Below are 25,573 nucleotides of genomic sequence, written 5' to 3' on the forward strand. Positions count from 1 at the left end.
TTAAAAACTCCTTTAAGTGCTGGAAACTCCTGTTAGGCTTTTAGTACCAAGTGTAACAATCTAAAAGATAGGGACAATCAGCAGCCAAGACTCAAATAGAGTAAGGTTCAACGACTAGGTTATAAACCGTACATATCAAGCTATTGGATATGGAAATAGGGGGCATCCTTAAAGGATGAAGATATAGTCTCATCTATATGGAAACATATAGCAGTTCGTAAGAGAACGAATTGAGTGTAGCGAACTTAATTGAAGATAAATGGTAGGTGCAGCATTACAAAGAAGTGCAAGTGTATTAGCTGGATTTGGAACTTCAATGGAAGATTCAATTGCATTAGTAGTTGGAATGCAGGAAAGCACACAAAATGCAGAAAAGACAGGTACAGCTTTAAAAAGTATTGCAGTGAACCTAGCAGGAGTAAAGGCTTCAGCGAAGGAAGGAACATTAGAGGCTAATAAAACAAATAAAGCATTCAAACAACTAGCAAATATAGATATTTGGAATAAACAGACTGGTGAAATAAAAGGAACAATGGATGTTCTAGGTGAGTTAAATACAAAATGGAAAGACCTCAATGATGACCAAAGAAATGGTATCGCTGAGGCAGCAGCTGGAAAATATCACATAAATAGTTTTGTTGCCCTAATGAACAACTGGAAACATGTCATAGCCTATCAGGAACAGTACAAACAGGGGTTAATGGTAGGTTCAAGTGACAAGGAAAATAAAAGATTCGTAGATAGTGCAGAAGGAAAGATGATACAGCTATCTGAAGGATTAAAGAAATTAGTAACAACAACAATATCTACTGATATGTTTAAAGGAGTATTAGATGTTGCTATTTCCTTTGTAAATGTTTTAGATAAAATTGTCAGTGGATTTGAAAAAATAGGAATGAGCATTCCTTTAGCTGTAGGTTCAATTGGTGGACTATTTGCAACGATTAAAGGATTAGGCACAACAGGAGCAATACCTAATTACTTTGCTAACACTATGAATAAATTAATACCAGTAGATACTAAAGATACTGAAAAAGCTATAAAATCATATGTTAATTCTCAAGCCAAATTAAATAATTATCAGAAACAAGGTTTATTGCCAATTGTTAATTATAATAAAGAATTGGGAAAAATGTCAAATAGTTACAACAAACTTTCCACTAATACTGAAAGAGTAATATCTTCAAATAATAAAATGAATCAATCTTCAGTAAAAGGGGTTAAGGCTAGTAAAGAAACTGCTAATGCTATGAAAGAAAATGCACGTTCTCTTTACATGATAAATTCAGCTTCCAAAGATGTTAATAAACTTAATAATGATACTAAAAGAAATTTACCAGTTGTCAATTATAATAAAGAAACAGGAAAAATGGTAAATGACTACAATAAATTATATATTAGTGGTCAAAAAGTTGCTTCAGTAAATAATAAAGTAAATGAATCTTCAATGAAGGGAATTAAGGCTAGTAAAGAAACTGCCAATTCAATGAAACAAAGTGCCGAAGCTATGAAACAAAATGCTGATGCAAGAAAAGAAAGTATTCGTTCGCTTTATGCAGTCAATTCAGCATCTAAAAAAACAGGTGAAAGTGCTAATTCAGCTTCAAAAGGTGTAAATGAACTTAATGATGGAATGAAAAGAAGTATGGTTGGTAGTTTACTTGCAAATACAGGTGTAACTTTATTAAATGGTGCATTTTTAGGACTTGCAACAGCAGGTATATCTACTGCTGTAAAAATGATAGATGAATATGTCCGTAGAAATGAAATAGCTAAGGAACAAGCAGAAGAAAGAATTCAAGTTGCTCAAGATGAAATAAATGGATATAAAAATCAAAAAGATGGTTTGAAAAGTATTCAAAAAGAATATGACACATTGTATAATAAATCAAATAAGACTCCAGAAGAATTAGAAAGGTATAAAGCATTAACAAAAGAAATAGCAGAAATGATGCCTGAATTAGTTGTAGGAACTGATAATGATGGAAATGCTATTTTAAATATGCGTGGAGATGTTAGTGACTTAATTTCTGATTTAGATGAAGCTATAGCCAGAAAAGAAGCTTTAATGGCTGGTGATAAAGAAGAGGCTGGTAAAATTGCATTAGATGAATTAAATGAGAAGGATACTGGAAGAGTTAGAAAACAAGGTGTCAATGGATTCTTTGACCAAGTAGTTAATTATAAAGATGCAAAAGAGAAACTTGCAGGTATTCAAAATGAAACGAATTCAAAAATTGTAGAGACTGAATCAAAGATGAATAAAGCTCTCTTAATGGCTCAAACTGAAAATGATGGGCAGAGAGAAAAAGCGTTAGCAGAATATCAAAAATACTATGAAGAAAGACAAAAAATAGTTGATAGTGGAGAAAGTGAATATCAAAGTAAACTTAATGAAATTCAGAAAAAATCAAATGAAGCAGGAGTAGGAATATTTGCTGGTATAAAATCTGATATTTCATTTTCTGATTTTACTTCAAAAATTCAAAGTGAAATACTATCTCTTCAAGGTTCATTAGATTTTTCTGATTTTACAAGAGAGGAATTTCCAAAAATACAAAATGCAATAATGGCATTGGGTTCATCTGGAATTGATTTATCAAATTTTAAAAAATCATTAGATGAAACAAATAAAGCTTTTCAAAGTGGTCAAATTAGTGTTGGAGATTATAATAAAAAGATAGATGAACTAGCTAAGTTAGCATCTGATGGTACTGGTTATGATGTTGATTTTTGGAAAGATATGCTTGATGGAATAACGCAGGGTTCATATGAAGCTTCAAGAGGAGTAGAATCCTTTTTAAAATCTTTTAATAAAACAGATAACGATTTAAGAAATGGCGATTCTATGGCTAAAACACTTAAACGTCAATTTGAAGCTGTCAATAATACTTTAGAAGACATGATGAGTCCAAATCTAACAAAAGATATGGTTGAAAAGTATTCTCAAAATAAAAACCTTCCAAAAGAAATCAGTAAGATGTTAAGTAATTTTTCTATAGATGAAATTACTGGTGATGAACAAGCCTTTGCAATAAAAGTAATGTATGCTTTTCAACAAGGAGATACTAAAGAAGCAAGACAAGCATTAGAAAAAATTAATGAAGAATTAAAGGCTAAAGGTTTAGATAAAATAGATATAGATGCTTTATTTAATGATAAAGAAGCTGTTGAAGAAATAGGAGCTTTTGAAACTAGATTAAATCAATTTAAAGATAAAGATATTGCTATTAAAATAAAAGATAATACTAATATAAAATCTGTTAAAGAATTAGACATTCTTGATGAGCAATTAAACAAATTTAAAGATAAAGATACTAAATTAAATTTTATAGCTGATTGTGGTCAAGCATTTGAAGGTGTTAATTCTTTAGATGAAGCTATAAAAAATATTCCACTTAAAAATCTTGTAAAATATGATATAGATGTTAGTAATGATAAAAAACTTCAACAAATGAAAAATGACTATGAGTCCTTACCTAAAGATGCAAAATATATAATTGATACTGAAGTCATTGGTCAAGAACACGTAGGCAAAGTCAAAGATATGATAGAAAAACTTCCTACAAATAGAGAAATGACTCTCAAATTTATGGAAGAAAATAAAGATGTAATTGAAGATGCAAAAGACTATCAGGATATTTTTGATAATCTTGCTAAAAATCCTGATGTAGCATTGAAATATGGAATAAAAATAGAAGGTATAGAAGAGTTTGAAAAAGTGAAAGGATTATTTGATAGTATAACAGATAAGAATTTACAGAAAAAATTTGCAAATTTTTCTATACAGTATCCAGATAATATTGATGTTATAAAATCTTTATTTGATAATGCACCATCTGGTAAAAAAGAAGCCACTTTAAGTTTCATGATAGAAAATGCAGATAAACTTCAAATGGTGCAAGAATTATTTGATAAAGCTCCAGACGAGCAAAAGGAAGCTGTTATTAATTTTGTTGTAAATAATTTAGATAAACTAAATTTAATAGAACAGCTTTATAATGATTTTCCTGAAAACAAAGACATTATAACTAATCTCATAGTAAATAATCCAGATGCCTTAGATGAAGTTAAAAATTTAAATGATTTAGACTTAGATAAAGATGTAAAAATAAATATAATAAAATCACTAACTAATGGAGATGTTAATTCATTAATTGCTGAAATAGAAAAATTACCTCCTGAAAAACAAGTTAAGGTAATTGCAGCAGTTGAAGGAGCTATGAATAGTATAAATAGTGTTGATAAAAAAACACTAAAGGACAAATTAGCTAAATTAAAAGCTGACGCAACAGACGCACTAAATAAACATAATCAAATTAATAATAAAAAGGTAAAAGATAAAAAAACAAAAATAACAGCAACAGATAACGCTACTCCTACAATAGCTAGTGTAAAAACTGGTTTAGATGGAATAAAAAATAAATCTGTAACTGTGACTATAACAGAGATATGGAAAAAAGTAACCAATTTTTTTACTGGAGGCGGGGGAAATAATTCTAATAAAAATAATACTGAACATACCTCTGTTACTAGAGGAACTCCAATTCCAGCTAATCTATCAACTAAACCTAGAACTTCAGAACCAGCACCAATAAGTGACGAAACTCCTGTAACAAAACCATCCTTATTCTCAAGAGCAGTATCAAGAGCCACAACACCAATAAAAACCCTTACAGAAAAATTCTCTCGTATAACTAAAACTCCAAAAATAGCCTTAGATACAAAATCTATTGATGCAGCAGTAAAATATAGCATTGAGCTATTAAAAGAATTGGAAAATGCGATATCTAAAGTTACAGATAGAATCTCTCTTTTAGATAAAAAAATGAAATATGCAAGTGGAGCAGATAATCTCAAATATCTTGAAGAGCAAAATTCTTTATATAAAGAAGAGTTAACATTATTAGACCAGAAAGACAAAGCACTTAATACCCAAAAGAATAGATTGAAAGATAGACTTAAAAAAGATTACAACTATAGCTTTTCAGGTGATGAAAATCTAACTAGCTATGAAGAGAAGTTAATTGCATTAGAAAAGGAATTAGAAAAGTTAGATAAGCAATCAGAGAGCGATAAGGGTAGTAAAAAAAGTGAAGAACGTAAAAAGAAGATAGAAGAAGAAAAAAAAGTAGTTGAGGAATATTTAAAAATTGCTTTTACAGAGATACCAAAAGTTGCAGATGCTCAGCAAGAGGTAAAAAATGCTTTAATAGAATCAACTAGAGCAGCAGAAGAATTTAAAAAAGAATTAAAAGAGATTGGACAGGAAGCTGCTTTAACATCTGCACAAAAACATGTTACTGAAATACAGAATGAAATAGACTTGATAGACATTCTCATGAAAAACGCTGAAGGTGATGAAAAGTTAGATTTAATTGAGAAGAAAAAAGAATTATTAGCTAAACAAGCTAAAGAAATTAAAGATGTTATAAAAGTATATGAAGATACTGCAAAAGATTTAAGAGAGGGATTATCAAAAGAAGGGTTTGAATTTTCTGCTGATGGTAAAAGCATAAAGAATTATGAACAACAGTTAAAAATGCTAAAAAATGAATTAGACGCAGATAAGTATAAAGAAGTAGCTGAAAATGCTCAGAAATATTTAGATTTACTTCTTAAGGATTTACCTGATGCCAATAATCAAATCCAACAAAATAAAGAAGAAATTGAAGCATTAAATAAAGAGATTAAAGATGCTTATAAAGAACAACTTAAAGAAGCTCAAAGTCTACAAGAGAAAATTAGAGACATGTATAAAAAAGAGCTTGAAGAAAGACTTAAAGAGATAGACAAAGAAACTAAAGCTAAAATTGATTCTCTTAAAAAGCAACAAGATGCTTACAATGATTCTCGAAAAGAAGCTAAATTTAAAGATGAACTAAAAGAACAACAAGATGTTATTGATAAATTAAGAAAGAAAGAAGAATCACTTAAAAGAGATACAACTTTATCTGGTCAAAAGCAACTTCAAGAGATACAAAAGCAAATAAAAGAAGAACAGAAGAAACTTGAAGAATTAAATCAAGACCACATTGATGACCAAGTTAATGATATGTATGATAAAGAAGCTGACAGATTACAAGAAGAAGCAGATAAATTAAAAGAAGAGTTGGAGAAAAAATACTCAGATGAAAACTTAGTTGATTTAATTAATCAGGCTATTTCAAGTGGTAAGTTTGTAGGTTTAGATGGAGAAGTTAAAAAACTCCAAGATGCTATCATTGAATACATAAACAAATATGAAGACGGTATGTTGGCAATGGGTTCTGTTACTAAACAAGAATGGCTTGATACGCTAAAAGAAGGAAAAGAGACATTAGAAGATATTAATGGCATATTAGATGAATTAGATTTAAGTAAATTTGCTATGCCTAATTATACACCACCTTCAAATTCTCGCTCAAGAAGTGCGTCTCCAACATCATCAGTTAACTTCAATTCACCATTTTTTGTTGTGCAAGGAAATGTAACTAAAGATACTATGAAAGATTTAGAAAAGTTTGGTAGAGATTTAGAGAATAGAGTATATAGAAAAATAGTAGAAAATATTAAATCATAATAAAGGGAGTAAAATTGATGGAAATAAATTTCAATAAAATAGAAGAAAATATGTTAAAAGAATTAAGTGAAAAATATAAAAACCTAGATAGTGAGAATTATACAACTGAATTTGCATTAGGTATTCGTGAATCTGCAATAAAAGAATCTGTTAGAGTGATTAAGGAATATCATGAAGAATTAATAAAGCTATTAAATATAAAATAAATATAATTTATTGTCATTACTAACAATATTGACGATTATGACCATATTAGGGTATAATAGTAATATAAATGATATAAATTTACATCATAAGGACATAAAAAAAAGAGACTACAACTATTTGCTCTAGGGTGTCTCTTCATAAATAAGCTAAGTATTAATTAGAGGAAGAATCACCTGAAGTGCCATTCGGGTGATTCTTGATTTTTTGCAACGTTTTTCTAAACTCATATATTTCTTTAAAGAGTCTATTCAAATTCTGAACCAATTTAATCAAACCGATTATTATGGCCGTGAAAGCTGTGATTATCGTTAGCAAACAAATCAGATATTTCATAATATCACCTCCCCTCTTGATGTGACTTGGGAGGCTTATGTACATGAAGATTCACCCTAATAGTTTTTTATGCAGTCTCTAAAAATATTATACCATAAATTACCAATATGTTAAATTTAATATTATATTGTCTACAATTGTAAAAGAATATTGTGTTCTAAGAAGTTATTCTATTAATAGTATAGCTTTTTATTTTTCAATGGAGATAATGACAACATTGACTATTGTGATAATATTGGAGTATAATAGTAATATAAATGATATAAATTTATATCATAAAGACATAAAAAAGAGACTACAAACTATTTGCTGTAGGGTGTAGTTCTTAAAGTTAACAATAAAAAGAATAGATTTATGTATTACTTTCAGAATCACTAGACCCGCCAGTCTGGTGATTCTTTAGTTTTCTAATAGATGCTTTCAAGTTTGAGATTGCATCTATTAGCTTTGTCAAATGATTGATTATTCTTGTAATCATAATTATCATTATTAAAAACAAAACTAAGTACTCCATAGTCTCACCCCCTTTCTTACTGGGGATTTTAACTAAAGAGCCATCACCCTAATAGTCTAAACTGTAGTCTCTAAAAAATATTATACCATAATTTACTATAATGTTGAATTTAATATTATATTGACTACGGGAGTAGAATAAAGATATAATATAAATAACAGAAAATAAAAAATATTTTACACAAGAATTACTACTTATCTATGCCACCTTAAACAAGTGGCTCTTTTTATACTAATTCAAGCTATAATTATTGCAGATTAATAAATTTAAGGGTATAATAAAAGTAAGGAATTTAATCTATTTAATACAAAGAGTGATTGTTTCCTTAAAGTTAATTAAAAATCAATTTATCTTTTGAAACCACTCTTATTGGCGTTTGAGTGGTTTTTTGCTTTATCATATATGTAACAAGCTATTAAACTTGATACAATATTTAGGCAAATATTAAACACTACTGTTTCCATAAATTCACCTCCCTATAAAAAAATAAAGCGAGGTTCACCTCCTTCCTTTGAAGAAGTAGGCTAAATATAGAAACAACCACTCTTAGCACTTTCGATTTATAATTCCTTACTCTACTAAATTATACCATAATTTTACAATTAATAAAATATTTATAGTTTATCTTAACTGATAGACTTTTTAATGCAAAGAAGGTGATAAAATATGCGTTTTAATGTGAATCTTAAACAGATAAAATCTGATTACACATTAACCATTCACAAGATGAACAAGTCATTCCTAGGTCAAATTCCAATCAATTTTCTAAATTATATAAAGCGTGAGCTTGGTGGAATAGATGAAATACAGCTTACTGTTCCTAAATATATCACAGAACGTTTTCAATTCTCTAAAGTAATAAATCCTCTATTTGATGAAATTAAAGAAGAACGTCTTATTTGTCTTAATGATAAAGAGTACTTTGTGATTAAGAATGTTGTTACAACAGACGATAAGTTAAAAGTAGTAACAGCTAAATCTAAAGAAGTTAAACTAGGAAAAATTGATGTAAATATTGAAGACTATGGGTTGCAGATGTTTACAAAAGATGAAGAAGCTTCTATTATATCTCTCAATGATTATTTAAAACAAGAAACAGGCTGGAAACTAGGACATGTAGATGATTCAATAGCTTATGAAACTGATGAAGAAGGAAATAAGAGAGAAAAAGTAAGATGGCAAGAGAGTATTAATTCTAACTGGCTTGATTATTTCAATAATGAGTTAAAAGAACAGTTTGAATGTATAACTGACTTTGATACTTACAATAATTTAGTTAATTTATATCATATAGATTCTTTTGGAGATAACATTCAGTTATATTTATCTCATGATAATTATATCAAATCTCTTGAAAGAACTACAAATAGTGATGATATAGTAACTAGACTGAAGCTTGAAGGCAGTGAAGACATGGATATAATAGGAGCTACAGTTACAGGATATGATTACATTGAGAATTATTCTTATTTCTTAGACAATGAAGAAATGAGTGAAGAACTTAGTAGAGCTATAAAGAAATATCAAGAAATGAATGAAATAAGAGAGCCAATATGGAGAGAGTTAATAGATACGAAACTTAAGAAACAGAGAGAACGTGATAGTAAAAGTAATGAATGGTTACATGTAATAGAGACTATAAATGCTAAAAAAGATATAAAGAAAACTTATGATAATCCAGAGCATAAAGATGAAAAGGAATCAGCTAAGTTGGCAGCAGAAATAAGTAAATTAGAAGATGAAAAGGTCATATTAGATGTTCAAATAAAACACTTAGAAGAAGAAATAGCCAAGTTAGATGAAAGTATAAAAGATATAAATATTCTTTGTAAGAGAGAAACTTCAACTGATGAGGATGGATACTTAATATTTAACGAAGTCCTATTAGATGAGTTAAATGAGTTTCTCTATTATGATACTTATACAAATGATGCTTTTTTAAAAGTTGAAGATTTAATAGCAGAAGGCAAGAGACAATTAAGTTTAAAATGTATTCCAACTAAGGAGTGGACTTTGGATGTTATAAACTTCTTAGATAGAATAATAGATATTAATTTTAGACAGCATTGGAAGGGTGATTTAAGTTTAGGAGATATTATAGTGTTACATAGCAAAGAATCTAGGGAAGAAGAATTAGTCTATTTTACATCTTTTACTCAAAATCTGAAAAATGGAAAATTGGATACCTTGGAGTTGACTTTAAGTAATAAAAAGGTAAAAGAAGATGATAAAAGGACTATAGCTGATTATTTGACTAAAGCTGAACATGCAACAAGAACATTAAACTCTAAAAGACATTTATTTATTCAGCAACAGAAGAAAAGAATTAACCTACCAGATAAGTATATTCCTAAAAAAAATATACAAAATGGATTGTAAAGGAGTTGGTACAAATTGATATTAGATAACTCACCAGCAGATTCTTGGATAAGAATAACTGGAGTAATTGTTACTTATAATAACACACTTTATCAAGTAGTAGACACAGAAACAAATAAAAAATATATATACTGGGATGCTGATAATCCAGGAACATTAAAAGTTTCTAATGTAAGATTACCAGAGGGAAATACGCAATTTTTAGTAGTTGTAAATGATAATGGGAAACATACAGAAGTTCCAATAAACTCCTCGATATTCAATATATCTTTTGATGGAAACTCAAGAAAAAATACTGAAGAACAGATTTGGGGATTATATGAGACTGATGAAAAACACAATGAAAAGTTTGTAGTTATTGAAAAAGACATAGATGGAATACATCAAACAGTTTTAGAAGTACAAGAAGATGCATCTCACATAAAAGAAAATATGTCTCTCATAGACCAAAGAGCAGAAAATGTGAATATATTAGTAAAAGAAGTTACTAAAAATTTCGGTGGTTCACAAGCTAACATAACATTAAGAGAAAATATAAATAAAGCTGTAATTAAATTAAATACAGATTTAGGTACATTTTCTTCAAATATGTCAAATTATTTCAATGATAATGAAATTACAGATGAAGAAAAAGAAAAAATAGATATTGAGCTTAATCTGTTAGATACAGATAAGGCAAGTTTATATACAGAGTTACAAAAACTTATTGATAGAACTACGGGAGTAGACTTAGTAGCAATAAACACTTCAAAATCAGCATTGGATGCAGTAAGTATTAATTTAAAATCTATAATCAATTCAATTATTTCAGATAGCATAATTACTCCTTCAGATAGAATTTTAGCTATAAATGCAACTGCTCAATATAATTTAAAAATAAATGAGCTTAAAAATACAGTAGATAAAATTTATATAACAGGTATGGGAGGAAGTATTTCAGAAGAGTTCTCTCAGATAAATGCCACAGCTAAAGAAATAAAATTAGAAGTAGCGAAAGTGGATGGTGCAACTAAAACAAATGCTGCTCAAATTAAATTAACTAAAGATGATATAACTATGATGGTCACAAGAAATAATAGTGGTTCAATTATAGGAATTAAACCAGATAAAATCCAATTTGGATTTAATGATATATCGAATTATGTTGAAATAAGCAGGAGTGGCTTAACAGTAAATCAAGGGGCTGTCGCCTGTGATATATTAACTACTCCAAGTGGTCATGAACCAATAATTCGATTATTTGGGAGTAGTAGGTCTGGATTCGCAATAGATGCAAGAAGGTCTGATGGTTCTAGTCAAGCATCAGCTATAAGATTAAAATATGATAGTAATAATTATTTTTGGGTAGGATATGATGCTGCTGAGATTTATGTTGATGGGGAAGAACACTTTATTGTTGAGAGAGATGATACTTTTGTAAGATGTGGAGGAGCTACTTTTACATTTACAAATGGAGATAGTTTAGGTGTAGGATATTCATTTTATCCAGAACGCTCATCAACTGATTTAGGTTGTGAGCGTAATAAGTGGAGATATTTATATGCTCGTTCTACTCTGAGTGAATCTGATAAAAAGTTTAAAGAGAATATAGTGTACATAAAAGATATTAAGAATAGAATTCGTTCAAGTATAACTCCAACACCATTTTTAGATTTTATAAAAGATGAATTTAAACCAGCAACATTTGATTATATTGTAGCAGCAGAAAAAGATAGGACAATTGCAGATAGTCAAATAGGGTTTATAGCTAATGATTTTAAAGATAGTTATGTTGGAAAAACATTTCTATATGACTATGGAGAAGAAAATGGATTAATGTTTAGCCCATCTGGTTATACAACTGTTGTAGCAACTGCACTTCAAGAAGAAATACAAAAGAGAGAAGAATTAGAGGTTTTAGTTAGTGAATTAAATGATAAAATTAATAATTTAGGAGGACATTAACATGGAAATAAATTTACAAAAAGCATATACAGTAGCATTTGAAGAGATAAAAAGTTTATATAATGAGCTAATACTTTATAAGGCACTTAACATGCAACAACAAGAAGAAATTGAGAATTTAAAAAAAGAACTAGAAGAACAAAATAAAGAATAATAGGATGTGATACTTTGAAAAATTATGAAATAAAGAATCATACTATAGAAGTTGATTTTAGTAATTACAGAATAAACAAAAGATTGCTAGACTATTTTATTTATAATGAAAATGATGTTAAAACGGCTTATATTGAAGCAATATTAAAAAATAAAGATGAAATAATAGATTTATCTGAATATGATAGAGTTTTAGTTAGTATTACAAAAAGTGATGGGTTTAAAGTTAATGGCGAATGTGAAGTTGTAGATGCAGAAAATGGTGTTGTAGAGATAGAACTTAGCCGACAGGCACTTGCAAGTGTTGGTATAAATACATTCCAGCTATCACTCGTAAAAGGTGGCACACTAATCAATACTACTAATCTTTATTATAGAGTAGAAGAAGGAATGATAAATGATGATGATTTGACCAGCACAGATGAGTATGGAGTTCTATTAGTTTTAATATCTCAAGCAGAAGAAATTATAAAAAACAATAAAGAGTTGACTAAAAGAGTTGAACAGCTTGAAATAACTATTTTAGGGAATGAAGAAGTTAGAGATAAAGCAGAGCAGATTAGGATTTATAATGAAGATATAAGAAATATACAAGAAGATGATAGAGAGTTTAATGAATTAACACGTCAAAATCAAGAAGCTAATCGTGAAGAATCAATTCAGAATATGCAAATCCAAGTTGACGATAAATTAACTGATTGTCAATTACAACTTGATGAAATGATAGATGCCAAGTCTGACGAAATAGACAATATTGTTGATGATAAAATGCTTGATGTTCAAGCTCAGACAGATAAAAAATTTCAAGATTTAGATGTCAGAACAGAAAACACTTTTAATTATTACGATAAAACATTTGAAGATAAGCTTACGGACAATCAAGAGCAGATTGATTATAAACTTCAGGAAGTGAATCAGTCTATATCTGATGTAGAAATATGTATTGATGAAAGTACTGCCAAATTAGATACAAAGATAAAAGAAGTAGATAATAAAATAGTTGAAGTGAATACTGCTAAAACAGATATGACAACAACTGTAAACAACAAAATAACTGAGTTTGAGAATAGATTTGAGGAGCTAGAAGGTGCTAACTCAGTAGGCGAGGTAATTCAAGCTAGAGAAACTATTGATGGTACTGTAAAAGACACTCTAAAGCAAAGATTAACTTATGACTTTGAAAAGGTTAATGAGAAAATAGCAGAGATGACTTCTGCTGCAACCAATGTGGCATTTAGTAAGTCTTACGTTGAATCTGATTGGGTGTCTGATGGAGAATACTTTAAACTTATAGTTAATCATAATCTTGTTACGGAAAATATATTTGTAGCAATCTTAGATGAAACAACTAAGAAGAGTATGACTAATTCTTATACTATCATAGATAATAATACAATAGAGATATTTAATGAATTAGCCATTGATGTTAAAGTGACTGTTGTAAATGGTAATACAAATAAAGAGGTTGTAATAGCTACAATAAATGATAATATAACAACACTAGATAGTACTTATTCTAGTGTTAATCTTGATGCAAAATTTGATGAGAATAAAACTAATATAGCTGCGAATCTAGAGAAAATAAATTCAATACAGCAAAAAATTGGTTCAAGTGAGTTAACTACAGTATCTAAAAATATATCAGATGCAGTCAACGAGTTAGATATTAGTGTGAAAAATCTTGAAGCTGGTGGAAATGTAAAAGAACAAATGGAGATGTTGAAAAAAAATTATAATAAAATATCAGAAGAAATACTTAATATTTTATTTGAATTAGAACTAGACAAAGAGGCGACAGCTGATGAAGCTGGGTATTGGTATGATACCTTATATGATTCTAAAAATATAAATAATTTAGAAGGATTAAAACTTAATAAATTTAAACAGCAATTAGAATTAGTTTCTAATAATGGAACTGTGTTATTTAAAAATGTAGCAGTTCCTTTTTTATGTAACAAAATAAGATACATACATGAATTAGGAAACAATTATAGTGAAACTAAAACAGAAGAATCATATCAAAAAGGTACTACGGAGATAAAAATAAACAAATATTCTTATGAGGTAAGATAGGGGGAATTGTATGAGAAAGAATAAGTTGTTACAACGAGGTGCATTGTTTGGAAATAAGGATATTAGAATAGAAGAGTTTAATAAAAACTTTGATACTTTTAATGTTAAAGATATATTTACAAATATGGATTCTGCTTCTGTTTTTATAATTAAAGATGATTTAAAATTATATGGAGCAGGAATAAATAATTATGGTAGTTTAGGACTTGGAAACACAACAACACCTATAAGATATTTTTCAGAGATAGATATTGATAATGTTAAATATGTTTCATCTTCTGGGGCTCATTCTCTTTTACTTAAAAATGATGGGGATGTGTATTCTACTGGCTTAAACACAAATGGGGAGTTAGGTTTAGGAGATAATATTAATAGAAATACTTTTACTAAAGTAAATATAGGTAATGTAAAACAGGTTGCTGCTGGGAATGGATTCTCTGCACTAGTTACAAATGACAATGAACTTTATGTATGTGGCGGTAATATTTCTGGAAGAATAGGTCTAGGGAATACATCTGCTGTAAATAAGTTTACTAAAATTGATAATTTTAGTGTTAAAGAAATATTTTTTGGGACTAGTGCTTCATATATATTAACTCTAAATAATGAGGTCTATTCAACTGGTGCAAACAACGATGGACAGTTAGGGCTTAATGATACTGTTAATAGAAATACTTTTACTAAAGTAAATATAGATAATGTAGTAAAAGTTTCTCCATCTCATTGTGCTGTAAATTTTCTTTTAGAAAATGGAGATGTTTATGGTTGTGGAGATAATTCAAACGGGCAAGTTGGTGTTGGTGGAAATTCAAAAATAACAGTTTTAACAAAACTTCCTATATCTAATGTAAAAAATATAGAAAGTGGCAGATATCATAAATTTTATATTACTAACAATAATGATGTATATGTAACTGGAAATAATACAGATGGGGCTTTAGGAGACAAAATAAATTGTGACGTAACAACATATTCACCTAGAAAATCTTCTATTAGTTTAGAAGACATAAGTAAAATTAAATGTGCTTATAGTGTAAGTTTTATGCTAACAAAAAATAATGAATTATATACGACAGGGAATAATTTTTATGGTTTTTCATATTTAAAAAGATATGATATATATATATATGGATTTGAGAAAATCGAGGATTTTGATATTGAAGAATGTAATCATATTGAAAGTATTGATAATAGACTATTGATAAATAAAAATGATGAAAGAGTTTTAGATATAGGGCTTGAGAATAATTTTGTTAACATTACTTTTGTAAAAGCAAGTGCTATCACTACCTTCATTGTCGTAAATAATAACGAAGTGTATGCAGCAGGATGGAATACTTATGGTGGTTTAGGTTTAGGTCATAATCGTCATTGTTATGAATTTGCCAGAGTTCCGTTAAATTTAAAAGAAGGAGTTACTATAAGAAACATATATATAAATAGAAATTCAGACTTCGCATTTATATTATTAAGTGATAATACATTATATTCGGCTGGAAAAAATCTTGATGGGCAGTTAGGTTTAGGAGATAATATTAATAGAAATACTTTTACTAAAGTCCCTATAGATAATGTACAATCTATTTCTTTAGGGGAAGCTCATACACTATTGAGAAATACTGATAATGAATTATTTTCAACAGGTTTAAATAATTATGGTCAACTTGGGATAGGAAATACTTCTAATATGAACTCTTTTACCAAAATTGCGTCTAATGTAAAACAAGCTTTCGCATATGGGAATTCTTCATATTATATAGATAGTAATAGATATTCATTTGCAGCGGGAATAAACTATTATGGTCAATTGAGCATTGGGAACGATTCTTCAACTGTAACAATTTTTACTAGAATGAAATATATAACCACTAAACTATCTACATCGACATCATTGGTAAGTGATATTATAGAAATTATTCCTTTTATGTATGGATGCCTTATTAAAGATGCTAATTATAATTATTATGTTTCTGGAATGCATAATTATTACCAGGCAAGTAATCGAAGTTCTACAACTGATAGTTATTATTCAAGATTTGGAGAATTTATATCAAGTAAAACAACAGATAAAAATTTGGCAGCAGTAATAATAGACGAACCTAAATTATCGAAAGTTTTAGCTTCTGATGGTAACTTATGTTTATTAATAGATGCTAGTGAGGGAGGATATAAAGGAATAAAATTTACAGGAAGACCTTCTACTTTTGGAGCAGCACCTACAGATAAGAATTTAAGATTGAGAAGTTTAATATATTCTTCTGCTCCCTCTTATAACCATTATCTTGGAACAGATAACTTTATATATACGACAAGTAAAGAAAGAATAGAGTCTAAATTTAAAATAATAGGTAGAAATGTAGCGGGGCAAAGAGGAGATATTGACTATTATTCTAATACTAAGGAACACATATTACAAAATGCTTTTTGGGCTTATAATTCACAAGTAATATATGCTGGTTCAAGTAGAATACTAATAAGAGATTACCATGGGAACATATATTGTTCTGGAATAAATTCTTATGGTTATTTTGGGATAAAAAAACCTTACAATGTTAGACATCGTGGCTTTATAAATATATCAAAACAATTTTCTAAAAAATATATTATATCAAACATAAAAGAAATTAAAAGTGATAGACAAGATTTATATATATTATTGAATAATGGGGAAGGATATGTATGTGGAGATAATTCTGGAAATAAACTAAGTACAATTAAAGCCCAATCTGAGTTTATAAAACTTCCTATAGATAATATAAAAGAATTTATTCCATCTAGTGATTGTTTGTTTATTCTTACAAATAATAATCAAGTCTATAGCATTGGAGCAAACGAGACAGGGCAATTGGGATTAGGAGATAATATTGATAGAAATACTTTTACTAAAGTCCCTATTGATAATGTAAAAAAAGTAATATCATATTACAAATCATCTTACATTCTAACCTATAATAATGAATTATTTTCAACAGGTTTAAATAATTATGGTCAACTTGGGATAGGAAATACTTCTAATATGAACTCTTTTACCAAAATAAATATTTCTGGAACAATAAAGGATATATGGTGTGGAAAACATGTTTTTCTTATATTATTAGAAAAAGATAACATAAATTCTTTGATGGGCTGTGGACATAAAGATTCCTTAGGTTCAAATGCAAATTCAACTTTGACTAGTTTAACTAAAATAAATATTGAAGGATTAACAGACCTATCTGCTATATCAAATTTGATGTTGGAAGAAGGTAAAACTGTAATTGCATCAAAAAATAGAATATTTGTTGCAGGAAGAAATTCATCGGGAAGTTTAGGTGTTAATACTTCATATAATAATTCATCAGGATATATTGAGGGATATAAGGATGTAGTGTTTAATAGCAATGTAAAGGAAGTCGCCCTAGGAGAATACACTATTTTTGTTTTGCTTGAAAATGGAGATTTATATGCTGGAGGAAATGCTGATGATGGTATAGGTTTTGAGGAAACTGGTGCTGTAGTATTAAAAAAATTAACAAGTAATATAAAACACATATATGCAAAAGGTAAAAATGGTTACTATATAGATAATAATAATGATTTATATATGGCTGGTAGTAAAGTTTTGGGGCAAGATGGCAGTTATTATAACAGTATACAAAAAATATTTGTTAAAAAATGCTTTAATGTAAAACATGTGTATACTCAAGTCAATGGTCATATAGTTCAATACACGGATAATAGATTAGAAGGAAGAGGAAATGATACATGTGGTTCAATAGGTTTATTTAATGGACATGAGGAAAGTGAAATTATAAGTGCAACTAGTTATTCTCCTAGTGATTTAAGTTTTTCTAATGAAATGCTTATCACAAGAAATAACCATGGATTATTAGTAAATAAAAAGATATTTTTACATAATGATGATAGTTTTAATTATAAAATGCCATTTGGTACAAAAGCAGGAGATTACTCAACTTCATTACCTTTTGAAAATATAAAAAAGATGTCTTTATCCTCAACTCATTCAATTTTGATATTAGAAAATGGAGATATTTATGGTTGTGGTTCTAACCAATTCGGAGAACTTGCTATAAATAAATCTGAGTTAACAACAACTTCTGAATTTATAAAAATTAACCTAACAAATATAATAGATGTTGCTTGTGGTAATAATTTTACATACTTCTTAAAAAATGATGGTACATTAATTTCTGTTGGTAAAAACTCAGAGTATCAACTTGGAATAGGTCACAATGATGAAGTTACTGAACTACAACAAATATTAACCATTTCTAATGTTAAAAAGATATATGCTTATGAAAATTATGTACTAGCAATAACTACAGAAAATCAATTATACGTACAAGGGTATAATGTTGATGGAATATTAGGGCTAAATGAAAATACTAAAAATACAATAATTAAACTATTCACTAATGTACTAGAAAATGTAAAGGATATAAAATCTTATGATGACAAACATGTCTTTGCAATAAAAAATGATAAGACTTTATATATAACAGGAGTAAATAAAGAAGCATATAAGATTGAAGATGTAGAAATTGGTTCTATGTTATATACTTTTTCTCAAATATATATACCACGAGATGTTAATGATATAGTAGATGCTTTAATAAAAGATGAAACTTTATATATAATATCAAAAGTTGATTCTAATAAAACCTGTTTAGAAATAAAAGAGAAGTCATATTCATCTATCAAAATAGATTTCCAAAATCCAAATAATGAATTAACTAAGATAGAAATGTTTATAAATAATATTAGTTCAAGTATAATAGAAGATTTATCTTTAAATACAGTTACATTTGAAATTAATCCAGAAAATTTAACTCTTGGAGAAAATAAAATTATATTTAAAGCACATTCTGATATTGGAAATAACTTATATATAAATGTTTATATTTATAAAAAAGAAACAGGAGCAACTATAGTAAAAGATTCCACTATATTAATTAATGGAGATACTTATAATGTATCTAATATAGTAGATAATACACAAGATGTAGTAATTACATTAGATAAAGGTTTGTCACAAAATTTAAATTCTGATAATCCAATTTATTGTTTACTGAATAAATTAAAAGTACAATTAAAATTAAATGAATCTGATACATTTAAGGATATGGTTAGAGTTGAAACTAGAAAAGTTGAAAATGGATATAAAGAAATATATGAATTGAAAGATATGAATATAGAATCTGCACAACCTAAAATAATAATAGAAGAAGGAAATACTAATACAATTATTAAAAAGCCATCTATGTTATTTAATTTAGATATTGAAACTCTTTAAGGGGTGATTAAATTGATAAAAATAAATAAAGAAAAAATTGAAGGGTTAAAACAAAAAAAAGACTTGGATAATTTGAAAACAAGTCAAGAAGCTCAAAATAATGACATAACAGATTTAATGTTAGCAACTACTGAAATATGTGAAATGGTATTAAATAGCCAACAAACATCTACTATGTCATTAAAAAATATAAAATTAAATGAAGGAGGAAGTAGTATGGCGGCAATTTATACAGGATTAATAGAAAGAGGTTTAAAAACAATTGACCAAGTACCTATTAAATATAGAGAAGAGGTCAGAAAAATGTGTGAAGCACTAGAGATTTCATTATCGTAGAACTTTAAGAGTTCTTTTTTTATGTTCAAGATAGAGAGTTACTTTTGTAGCTCTCTAAATAAAAAAGAAGGTGATTAATTGTTAAATGAAGATGTAGTAAAGAATATTAATAGCTTGAATAGAGAGAAGGATAATATTAATTTAGAACTTACTAAAAAGGTAAATAAAGAAGATTTAAATATCTTATTACAATTATTGGAAAATAGTAAGAAATACACAATAAATTATAATATTAATTTGCCAGAAGAATATTCAAACGAAGATGTTACAGTACCAGATGACATGACAGTATTAGCTAATACAGAAGTAAAACTAGGGTTGCCAAGCAACACAGATTTAATTGAGTTTAGATTTAAAGGTTGGTCATTAACTAAAGATGGAAATGTGATTGAAAGATGTATAGCTACAAGTGACATTACCTTATATTCAGTTTGGTATAAATGTATTAATGTTACATACGAATTGAATCTTCCTAATGATTTTCAAGGTGTTCCTATTCCAGATTTACCTATTGATAAAAATAAATATATTTTAGGAGATAAAGTTACTCCTTTGCAGTTAAGTAATTATGATGAAAATAACAAAGAATATAATTATAAGTTTTGTGGTTGGTCATTAACTGAAAGTGGAGATATAATTGAAAATGCTACTATAGAAAATGAACATGTACAATCAAATAGCTTGTGTTTATATGCAGTTTGGAAAAAATATAGATATGTAACTTATAATGCTAATTTTCCACCAGAAGAATACACTCTGAATAGAACAGGAGAAGTACCTATAGATACAAATAGATATGTTGAAGGTGATATAGTAACTATATTACAAAATAGTGAAAATAATCCGTTAGGTGGAGAAGAGGATAAGGACAAGTTTTGTGGCTGGGTTTCTGATATAGAAAAAGCTCAAATTCCTGTAATAGCACGTGAGGCAGAAAAAAGCATTACGATAGGTAAAGAAGATGTAACATTATATGGTATGTGGGGAAAATATAGAATAGTATATAATGCAAATTTTCCAGCTGGAACAGGTGTGAGTGGTCATCCACCATATGATTCATACTCATACCTAACAGGTGCAAGTGCAATTGTAGCATCTAATATAGGAAATTTAAGTGCAGGTTGGTATGAACTTCTAGGATGGACTACAGTAAAAAATGATGAGTCAACTATTCTAAAATTTGGAGATAGGATAATAATTGATAAAAGTAACATTATTTTACATGCGTTTTGGAGATATAATGAAAAATAAACTATGAATTAAGAAGAAAAGAAGGTGATAGATTGTTAAATGAAGATGTGGTAAAAAAATTAAAAAATGTACCTAATGATACTAGTAATTAAATAAAGAAGACATACCAATAGAACTAACTATATAGGTTCTTTTTTTATGTTTGAATTTAAAAGGCTGATTAATCTCAGCCTTTTTTATATTTTGAAAGGAGTGGTAATTTTGAATATAAAAATATTAACAGCCCATGCGGGACATAATCCAGATGGTAAAGTAGGGTCTGGAGCAGTAGGAAATATAAAAGAATCTACAGAGGCAAGAAATGTACTAAAAGAATTAATACCTTTAGTTCAAAAAGAATGTAAAGTTTATGACTGCACTTGTAATAATGGAACTTCTCAAAGTGATATATTGAATAAAATTATAGCTAAGTGCAATTCATATAACTCAGATTTAAATGTAAGTGTTCATTTTAATTCAGGTGGAGGTAGAGGCGTAGAAGTTCTAGTATATAACTTAAATGACAAAGAGACTGTTGAAATAGCTTCAAGAATTTGTGAACAGATAACAAAAACTTATCGTACTAAAGGGGATAAAGCTTTTAAAAATAGAGGTGTCAAAGAAAAGAAAACTCTAGCATTTTTAAGAAGAACAAAGGCAAAATCACTTTTAGTTGAATGTTGCTTTGTAGATACAGATGATACTAAAAATTATAATGCCAAAGATATGGCAATAGATATTGCTGAAGGTATATTTAATAAGTCTATAAAACAAACGCAGGAGGAAAAAATGAAATATACAATAGTTTATGAAGGTGAAGTTGATAAAGCTATAGCAAATGTAATGGCTATAAATTATAAATCTGACGAAGTTTATGTATGCGAGTTAAAAAATTATGTAGCTGGATATTGTCAGAATCTTTATGTAATAGGGTCAGCAGGTGACAAAATTAAGACTAGCGAAAGATTTACTAAGTTACAAGGTGATGATAGATGGGCTACACTTCATAAAGTATTAGATTTTATAGGTAAGTAGGAGGTACTAAATTGAATATATTAGATAAGCCAACGGCAACATTAGAACAAGTCTTTGCATATTTAGATACATTAAAGAATAATTCTAATCCACCACATTATTTATGTAAAGCTATAGTCCCAATAATATATAAAGAAGCAGAGAAAAAGGGTGTCAATCCAGTTATTGCAATTGCTCAAGCATTTGTAGAAACTGGATATTTTAATTTTGGTAGAGTTTTAAATCCCTCATATTGCAATGTATGTGGACTCAAAGGGAATAAAGGTGGTGGAGATTTAGACCCATCATCCCATACAAGATTTAGTTGTTGGGAAGATGGAGTATCAGCATTTATAGACCATCTAGCTTTATATGCTGAAGCTAAAGGTTATCCAAAATATAGCGAATTAGTTGGTAAAAATGAATATAAAGTTAATGGAGTTACATTAGACCCTAGACATTTTCCATATTTACATGGTGAAGCTAAGACAGTTGAGAGTTTGTCTGGTAAATGGTGTCCAGATATGGGCTATGGTCAAAGCATAATAAATATATGCAATAAGATAAGTTCAATGAAAATAGAAAATAATGATATAAAATTAGAACAAATAAAAACTAAAGTAAAAGAATTAAATGAAATTCTTGGATAGGAGGAAGTCATATGGATATAATGCAATTTATACCTGAAAATTTAATAATGTTAATAGGTGGACTTTACATATTAGGAACTTTTATAAAAGAATCTAATATTAAAAATAAATATATACCTTTTATATTATTAGTTATAGCAATGATAAGTAGTTGTTTATTTATGAAAGAGCTATCAATAGAATCTATCTTTGAAGGTATCTTATGCTGGGGAGCATCTGTGGGAATAAACCAAATACAAGTGCAAAACAGAAAGGAAAAATAGATGTTATCTAAAGAAATGGTTGAATTATTAAGTCAGTATGGATACACAGCTATACTTTTAATGGTACTGATGTTATGGCTTGGAAAATATTTAGAAAAGAATAGACAGCTAGAGCAAGAAGATAGAGTAAAAGAAAGAGCTTATTTTTCTAGAGAGATTAGAGAACAAAGAAAGCTTTTTGGAGACACAATAGATAAATTTGATGATAAATTAGATAAGTTTGCAGAAGCATTAAACACTAATAATAGTAGACTTGAAAGAGTAGAAACAGATATAACAGAAATAAAAGACAAATTAGAGACTAGGGATTAATTTCTCTAGTCTTTTTCATAAGGAAGTGAGATATTGGCAAAACAGCGTAGTAAAAGAATAAGTATAACTGGAGAACCAAATGCAGAAAATATTAAATTATGGAAGCAATATAAAAGAGCTAAGCAAATAGCTGGTAAAAGTGAAAAAACAATCTATAACTATGAATGTGATATAATGCAATTTTTTAAGTTTTTAAATATAGAATGTTTTGATGCACTATTAACAGATATAAATGAAGAAGAAATAGAAGCTTATATAGGCTATTGTATGGAACAGGGAAATAATGAAAAAAGAATTAGACGTAGAATAAGTTCAATTTCATCATTGTTATCATTTTTAAAGAAGAAAAGAAAGATTACTGACAACTGGTGTGAAATGATAGAAAGACCAGGAACAGGTGAAGAGATTCAAAAAAGAACTTTTTTAACTGAAGAACAATTAAGTAAATTAAAAGAAAAACTTTCAGAGCAAGAAAACTTACAGTTAGAAGTTTATATAAATTTAGGATTAGCTACAATGGCTAGAAGTAATGAAATAAGCCAATTTAGATGGGATAATATAGACTTAGATAATAGATGGATTCATGGGATTACAGCTAAAGGTGGAGTATCAAGAGATTTTAGATTTTCAGAAGAAGTACAACAACTAATAATAAAATGGAAAGAGTATTTATCTCAAAATAATATAGATTATCCATATATATTATTTACAAAATATGGAGGTAAATACAATCAAGTTAATTCAAATGTTTTAAGTTCATGGGTTAAAAAAGCTTTCAAGTTAATTGATATAGATGGAGGATATAATCATGACCTTAGACACAGTATGTCTAATCTTTTAAAAGATAGAGGAGTTCCAATAACTACAGTTTCAAAATTGCTGGGACATAGTGGGGTTGATGTAACTATAAATCACTACACGATAGAAAATAAAAATAAATTAGCTGAGGAATATGATAAGTTTATGTAAATTGAAAGGAAGTGATATCATGACATGTAAAGGTCGTAAAAAAAAAATAAGAAAAAGAGATAGATAATAATAAGCCCTCTAGGGATTACTCTTAAATGAGTTTTCTTTAGAGGGCTTTATTTTTTTTGTCTACAATAGCTTCTTATTAAATATACATATAACATATATTTAATAATATTATATGTTATATAAGTATATTTTTGACATGTATAACATATTATTAAGATAAATAAACTAATATAATCTAATAAGGAATGATAAAAATGTTAGAAGATGAAATATATAGTATAATTGGTAAAAGAATAAGAAATTATAGAAGAAGAGCAGGGTATAATCAAAATACACTAGCAGAAAAAGCCGGTTTGTTTCCTGCTTATATTGGTCAAATTGAAAGAGGTGAAAGTAAAGCATCGCTTCGTTCAATTTTTAAAATTGCAAATGCATTAGAGATGCCTTTAGAAATTCTATTTGAAAATATTATACAAAATGAAAATGATGTTGAAACTCTTTCGTCAGAAGCTTATGAATTAATTGATAGTTTAACAGTAAAAGAACAAAAAGCGATAATTAGGTTAATAAAAGAAATAATTGAGTATCGAAAATTTGAAGAATAAAAATTTAATAAAGAAGATGTCTCAATCTTAAGACATCTTCTTTTACTTTATGTTAATATATACTTATAACATATATTTTATTATTTTAATGTCTATATATGATACTATTCTAATTGCAGAAAGGAATGTAATATCCATGCAAAAAATACCACGAGCAGAATTAAAAGTTATGAAGTTTATTTGGGATAAGGACGATATAGTAACATCAAAAGAAGTCATAGAAGCTATGAAATTAGAATATAGCTGGAAGGCAACAACTACATTAACTTTTCTTTCAAAACTTACTATTAAACGTTTTTTAGCTTCTGAAAGAATAAAAAGAATCACACACTACACAATACTTATTACAAAAGAAGAATATAAAGCATTTGAAACAAAGAGATTTCTAGAAGAAATACATTCTAATTCAATAGAAAGTCTAATTGTCTCTTTAGAGGATTGTTATAAGAATAAACGAACTACAAACTAAAAAAGATTTGATAATTGAAATTTTAAAGAACTTTAATCTTTAGACATACAATAAAATATACATAGAGAGTTAACAACTAAAATATAATCAGTTGTAAAATAAGGCTCTTCAATTAATCTCTAAAAGAGTCTTAGAGAATGTATATAGATTTGTGTAAATATATATTTTTGCTACTAAATATTACTGGAAACTTTCAATTCTAGTAATATTTTTTTATTATCAGGAAATACTAATAATGGTATTTTATACACATTTATT

The 25,573-nt window shown here is 28.0% G+C and carries 17 protein-coding genes; 16 read left to right on the forward strand and 1 reads right to left on the reverse strand.

The window, feature by feature from the left end; translation table 11 throughout:
• Positions 1-259: 259 nt before the first annotated feature.
• A complete protein-coding gene (locus tag IR152_RS11295; RefSeq protein WP_227452022.1) occupies positions 260-6,562 on the forward strand; it encodes a phage tail tape measure protein in 6,303 nt (2,100 codons plus the stop codon).
• Positions 6,563-6,579: 17 nt separating this feature from the next.
• A complete protein-coding gene (locus tag IR152_RS11300) occupies positions 6,580-6,768 on the forward strand; it encodes a hypothetical protein (RefSeq protein ID WP_227452024.1) in 189 nt (62 codons plus the stop codon).
• 686 nt (positions 6,769-7,454) lie between these two features.
• On the opposite strand, the gene IR152_RS11305 is transcribed toward IR152_RS11300, so the two are convergent.
• Positions 7,455-7,616, reverse strand: coding sequence for a hypothetical protein (locus tag IR152_RS11305; protein WP_199857303.1), 162 nt, complete (start codon positions 7,614-7,616; stop codon positions 7,455-7,457).
• Positions 7,617-8,282: 666 nt separating this feature from the next.
• On the opposite strand from IR152_RS11305, the gene IR152_RS11310 reads away from it, so the two are divergent.
• The 14 genes from IR152_RS11310 to IR152_RS11375 all read left to right on the forward strand — a co-directional run bounded on the left by IR152_RS11310 (position 8,283) and on the right by IR152_RS11375 (position 25,315).
• Positions 8,283-9,995, forward strand: coding sequence for a hypothetical protein (locus IR152_RS11310; protein WP_227452026.1), 1,713 nt, complete (start codon positions 8,283-8,285; stop codon positions 9,993-9,995).
• 15 nt (positions 9,996-10,010) lie between these two features.
• Entirely contained in the window at positions 10,011-11,939 is a 1,929-nt protein-coding gene (locus IR152_RS11315) for a tail fiber domain-containing protein (RefSeq protein WP_227452028.1), read from the forward strand.
• 1 nt (position 11,940) lies between these two features.
• Positions 11,941-12,093, forward strand: coding sequence for a hypothetical protein (locus IR152_RS11320; protein WP_227452040.1), 153 nt, complete (start codon positions 11,941-11,943; stop codon positions 12,091-12,093).
• Between the two features lie 14 nt (positions 12,094-12,107).
• On the forward strand, positions 12,108-14,165 hold the full coding sequence (locus tag IR152_RS11325) for a BppU family phage baseplate upper protein (RefSeq protein WP_227452041.1): 2,058 nt from the start codon (positions 12,108-12,110) through the stop codon (positions 14,163-14,165).
• A 10-nt stretch (positions 14,166-14,175) separates the two neighbouring features.
• A complete protein-coding gene (locus IR152_RS11330) occupies positions 14,176-19,458 on the forward strand; it encodes a hypothetical protein (RefSeq protein ID WP_227452043.1) in 5,283 nt (1,760 codons plus the stop codon).
• Positions 19,459-19,461: 3 nt separating this feature from the next.
• On the forward strand, positions 19,462-19,794 hold the full coding sequence (locus IR152_RS11335; protein ID WP_227452044.1) for a CD1375 family protein: 333 nt from the start codon (positions 19,462-19,464) through the stop codon (positions 19,792-19,794).
• A gap of 78 nt (positions 19,795-19,872) precedes the next feature.
• The gene (locus tag IR152_RS11340; RefSeq protein WP_227452045.1) at positions 19,873-21,045 is read left to right on the forward strand and encodes an SHIRT domain-containing protein; all 1,173 of its coding nucleotides are present in this window, start codon (positions 19,873-19,875) and stop codon (positions 21,043-21,045) included.
• Between the two features lie 192 nt (positions 21,046-21,237).
• Entirely contained in the window at positions 21,238-22,059 is an 822-nt protein-coding gene (locus IR152_RS11345) for an N-acetylmuramoyl-L-alanine amidase (protein ID WP_227452056.1), read from the forward strand.
• Positions 22,060-22,070: 11 nt separating this feature from the next.
• Positions 22,071-22,688 carry a glucosaminidase domain-containing protein gene (locus IR152_RS11350; protein WP_227452046.1) on the forward strand — a complete coding sequence of 206 codons (618 nt, stop codon included), beginning with the start codon at positions 22,071-22,073 and terminating at the stop codon, positions 22,686-22,688.
• An 11-nt stretch (positions 22,689-22,699) separates the two neighbouring features.
• Positions 22,700-22,951, forward strand: coding sequence for a phage holin family protein (locus tag IR152_RS11355; RefSeq protein ID WP_227452047.1), 252 nt, complete (start codon positions 22,700-22,702; stop codon positions 22,949-22,951).
• Positions 22,952-23,263 (forward strand): hypothetical protein, encoded by a 312-nt coding sequence (locus IR152_RS11360; protein WP_227452049.1) that lies wholly within the window; start codon positions 22,952-22,954, stop codon positions 23,261-23,263.
• A gap of 33 nt (positions 23,264-23,296) precedes the next feature.
• Complete coding sequence (locus IR152_RS11365; protein WP_227452050.1) at positions 23,297-24,232, forward strand: site-specific integrase; 936 nt, start codon at positions 23,297-23,299, stop codon at positions 24,230-24,232.
• A 263-nt stretch (positions 24,233-24,495) separates the two neighbouring features.
• Positions 24,496-24,846 carry a helix-turn-helix domain-containing protein gene (locus IR152_RS11370; protein ID WP_227452052.1) on the forward strand — a complete coding sequence of 117 codons (351 nt, stop codon included), beginning with the start codon at positions 24,496-24,498 and terminating at the stop codon, positions 24,844-24,846.
• A 136-nt stretch (positions 24,847-24,982) separates the two neighbouring features.
• Positions 24,983-25,315: a BlaI/MecI/CopY family transcriptional regulator gene (locus IR152_RS11375; RefSeq protein WP_227452054.1), complete on the forward strand. Its 333-nt coding sequence runs from the start codon at positions 24,983-24,985 to the stop codon at positions 25,313-25,315.
• The last annotated feature ends 258 nt before the right edge of the window (positions 25,316-25,573 follow it).

Origin of the sequence: Clostridioides sp. ES-S-0108-01 (genome assembly GCF_020662285.1) — a bacterium.
Lineage (GTDB): Bacteria > Bacillota > Clostridia > Peptostreptococcales > Peptostreptococcaceae > Clostridioides.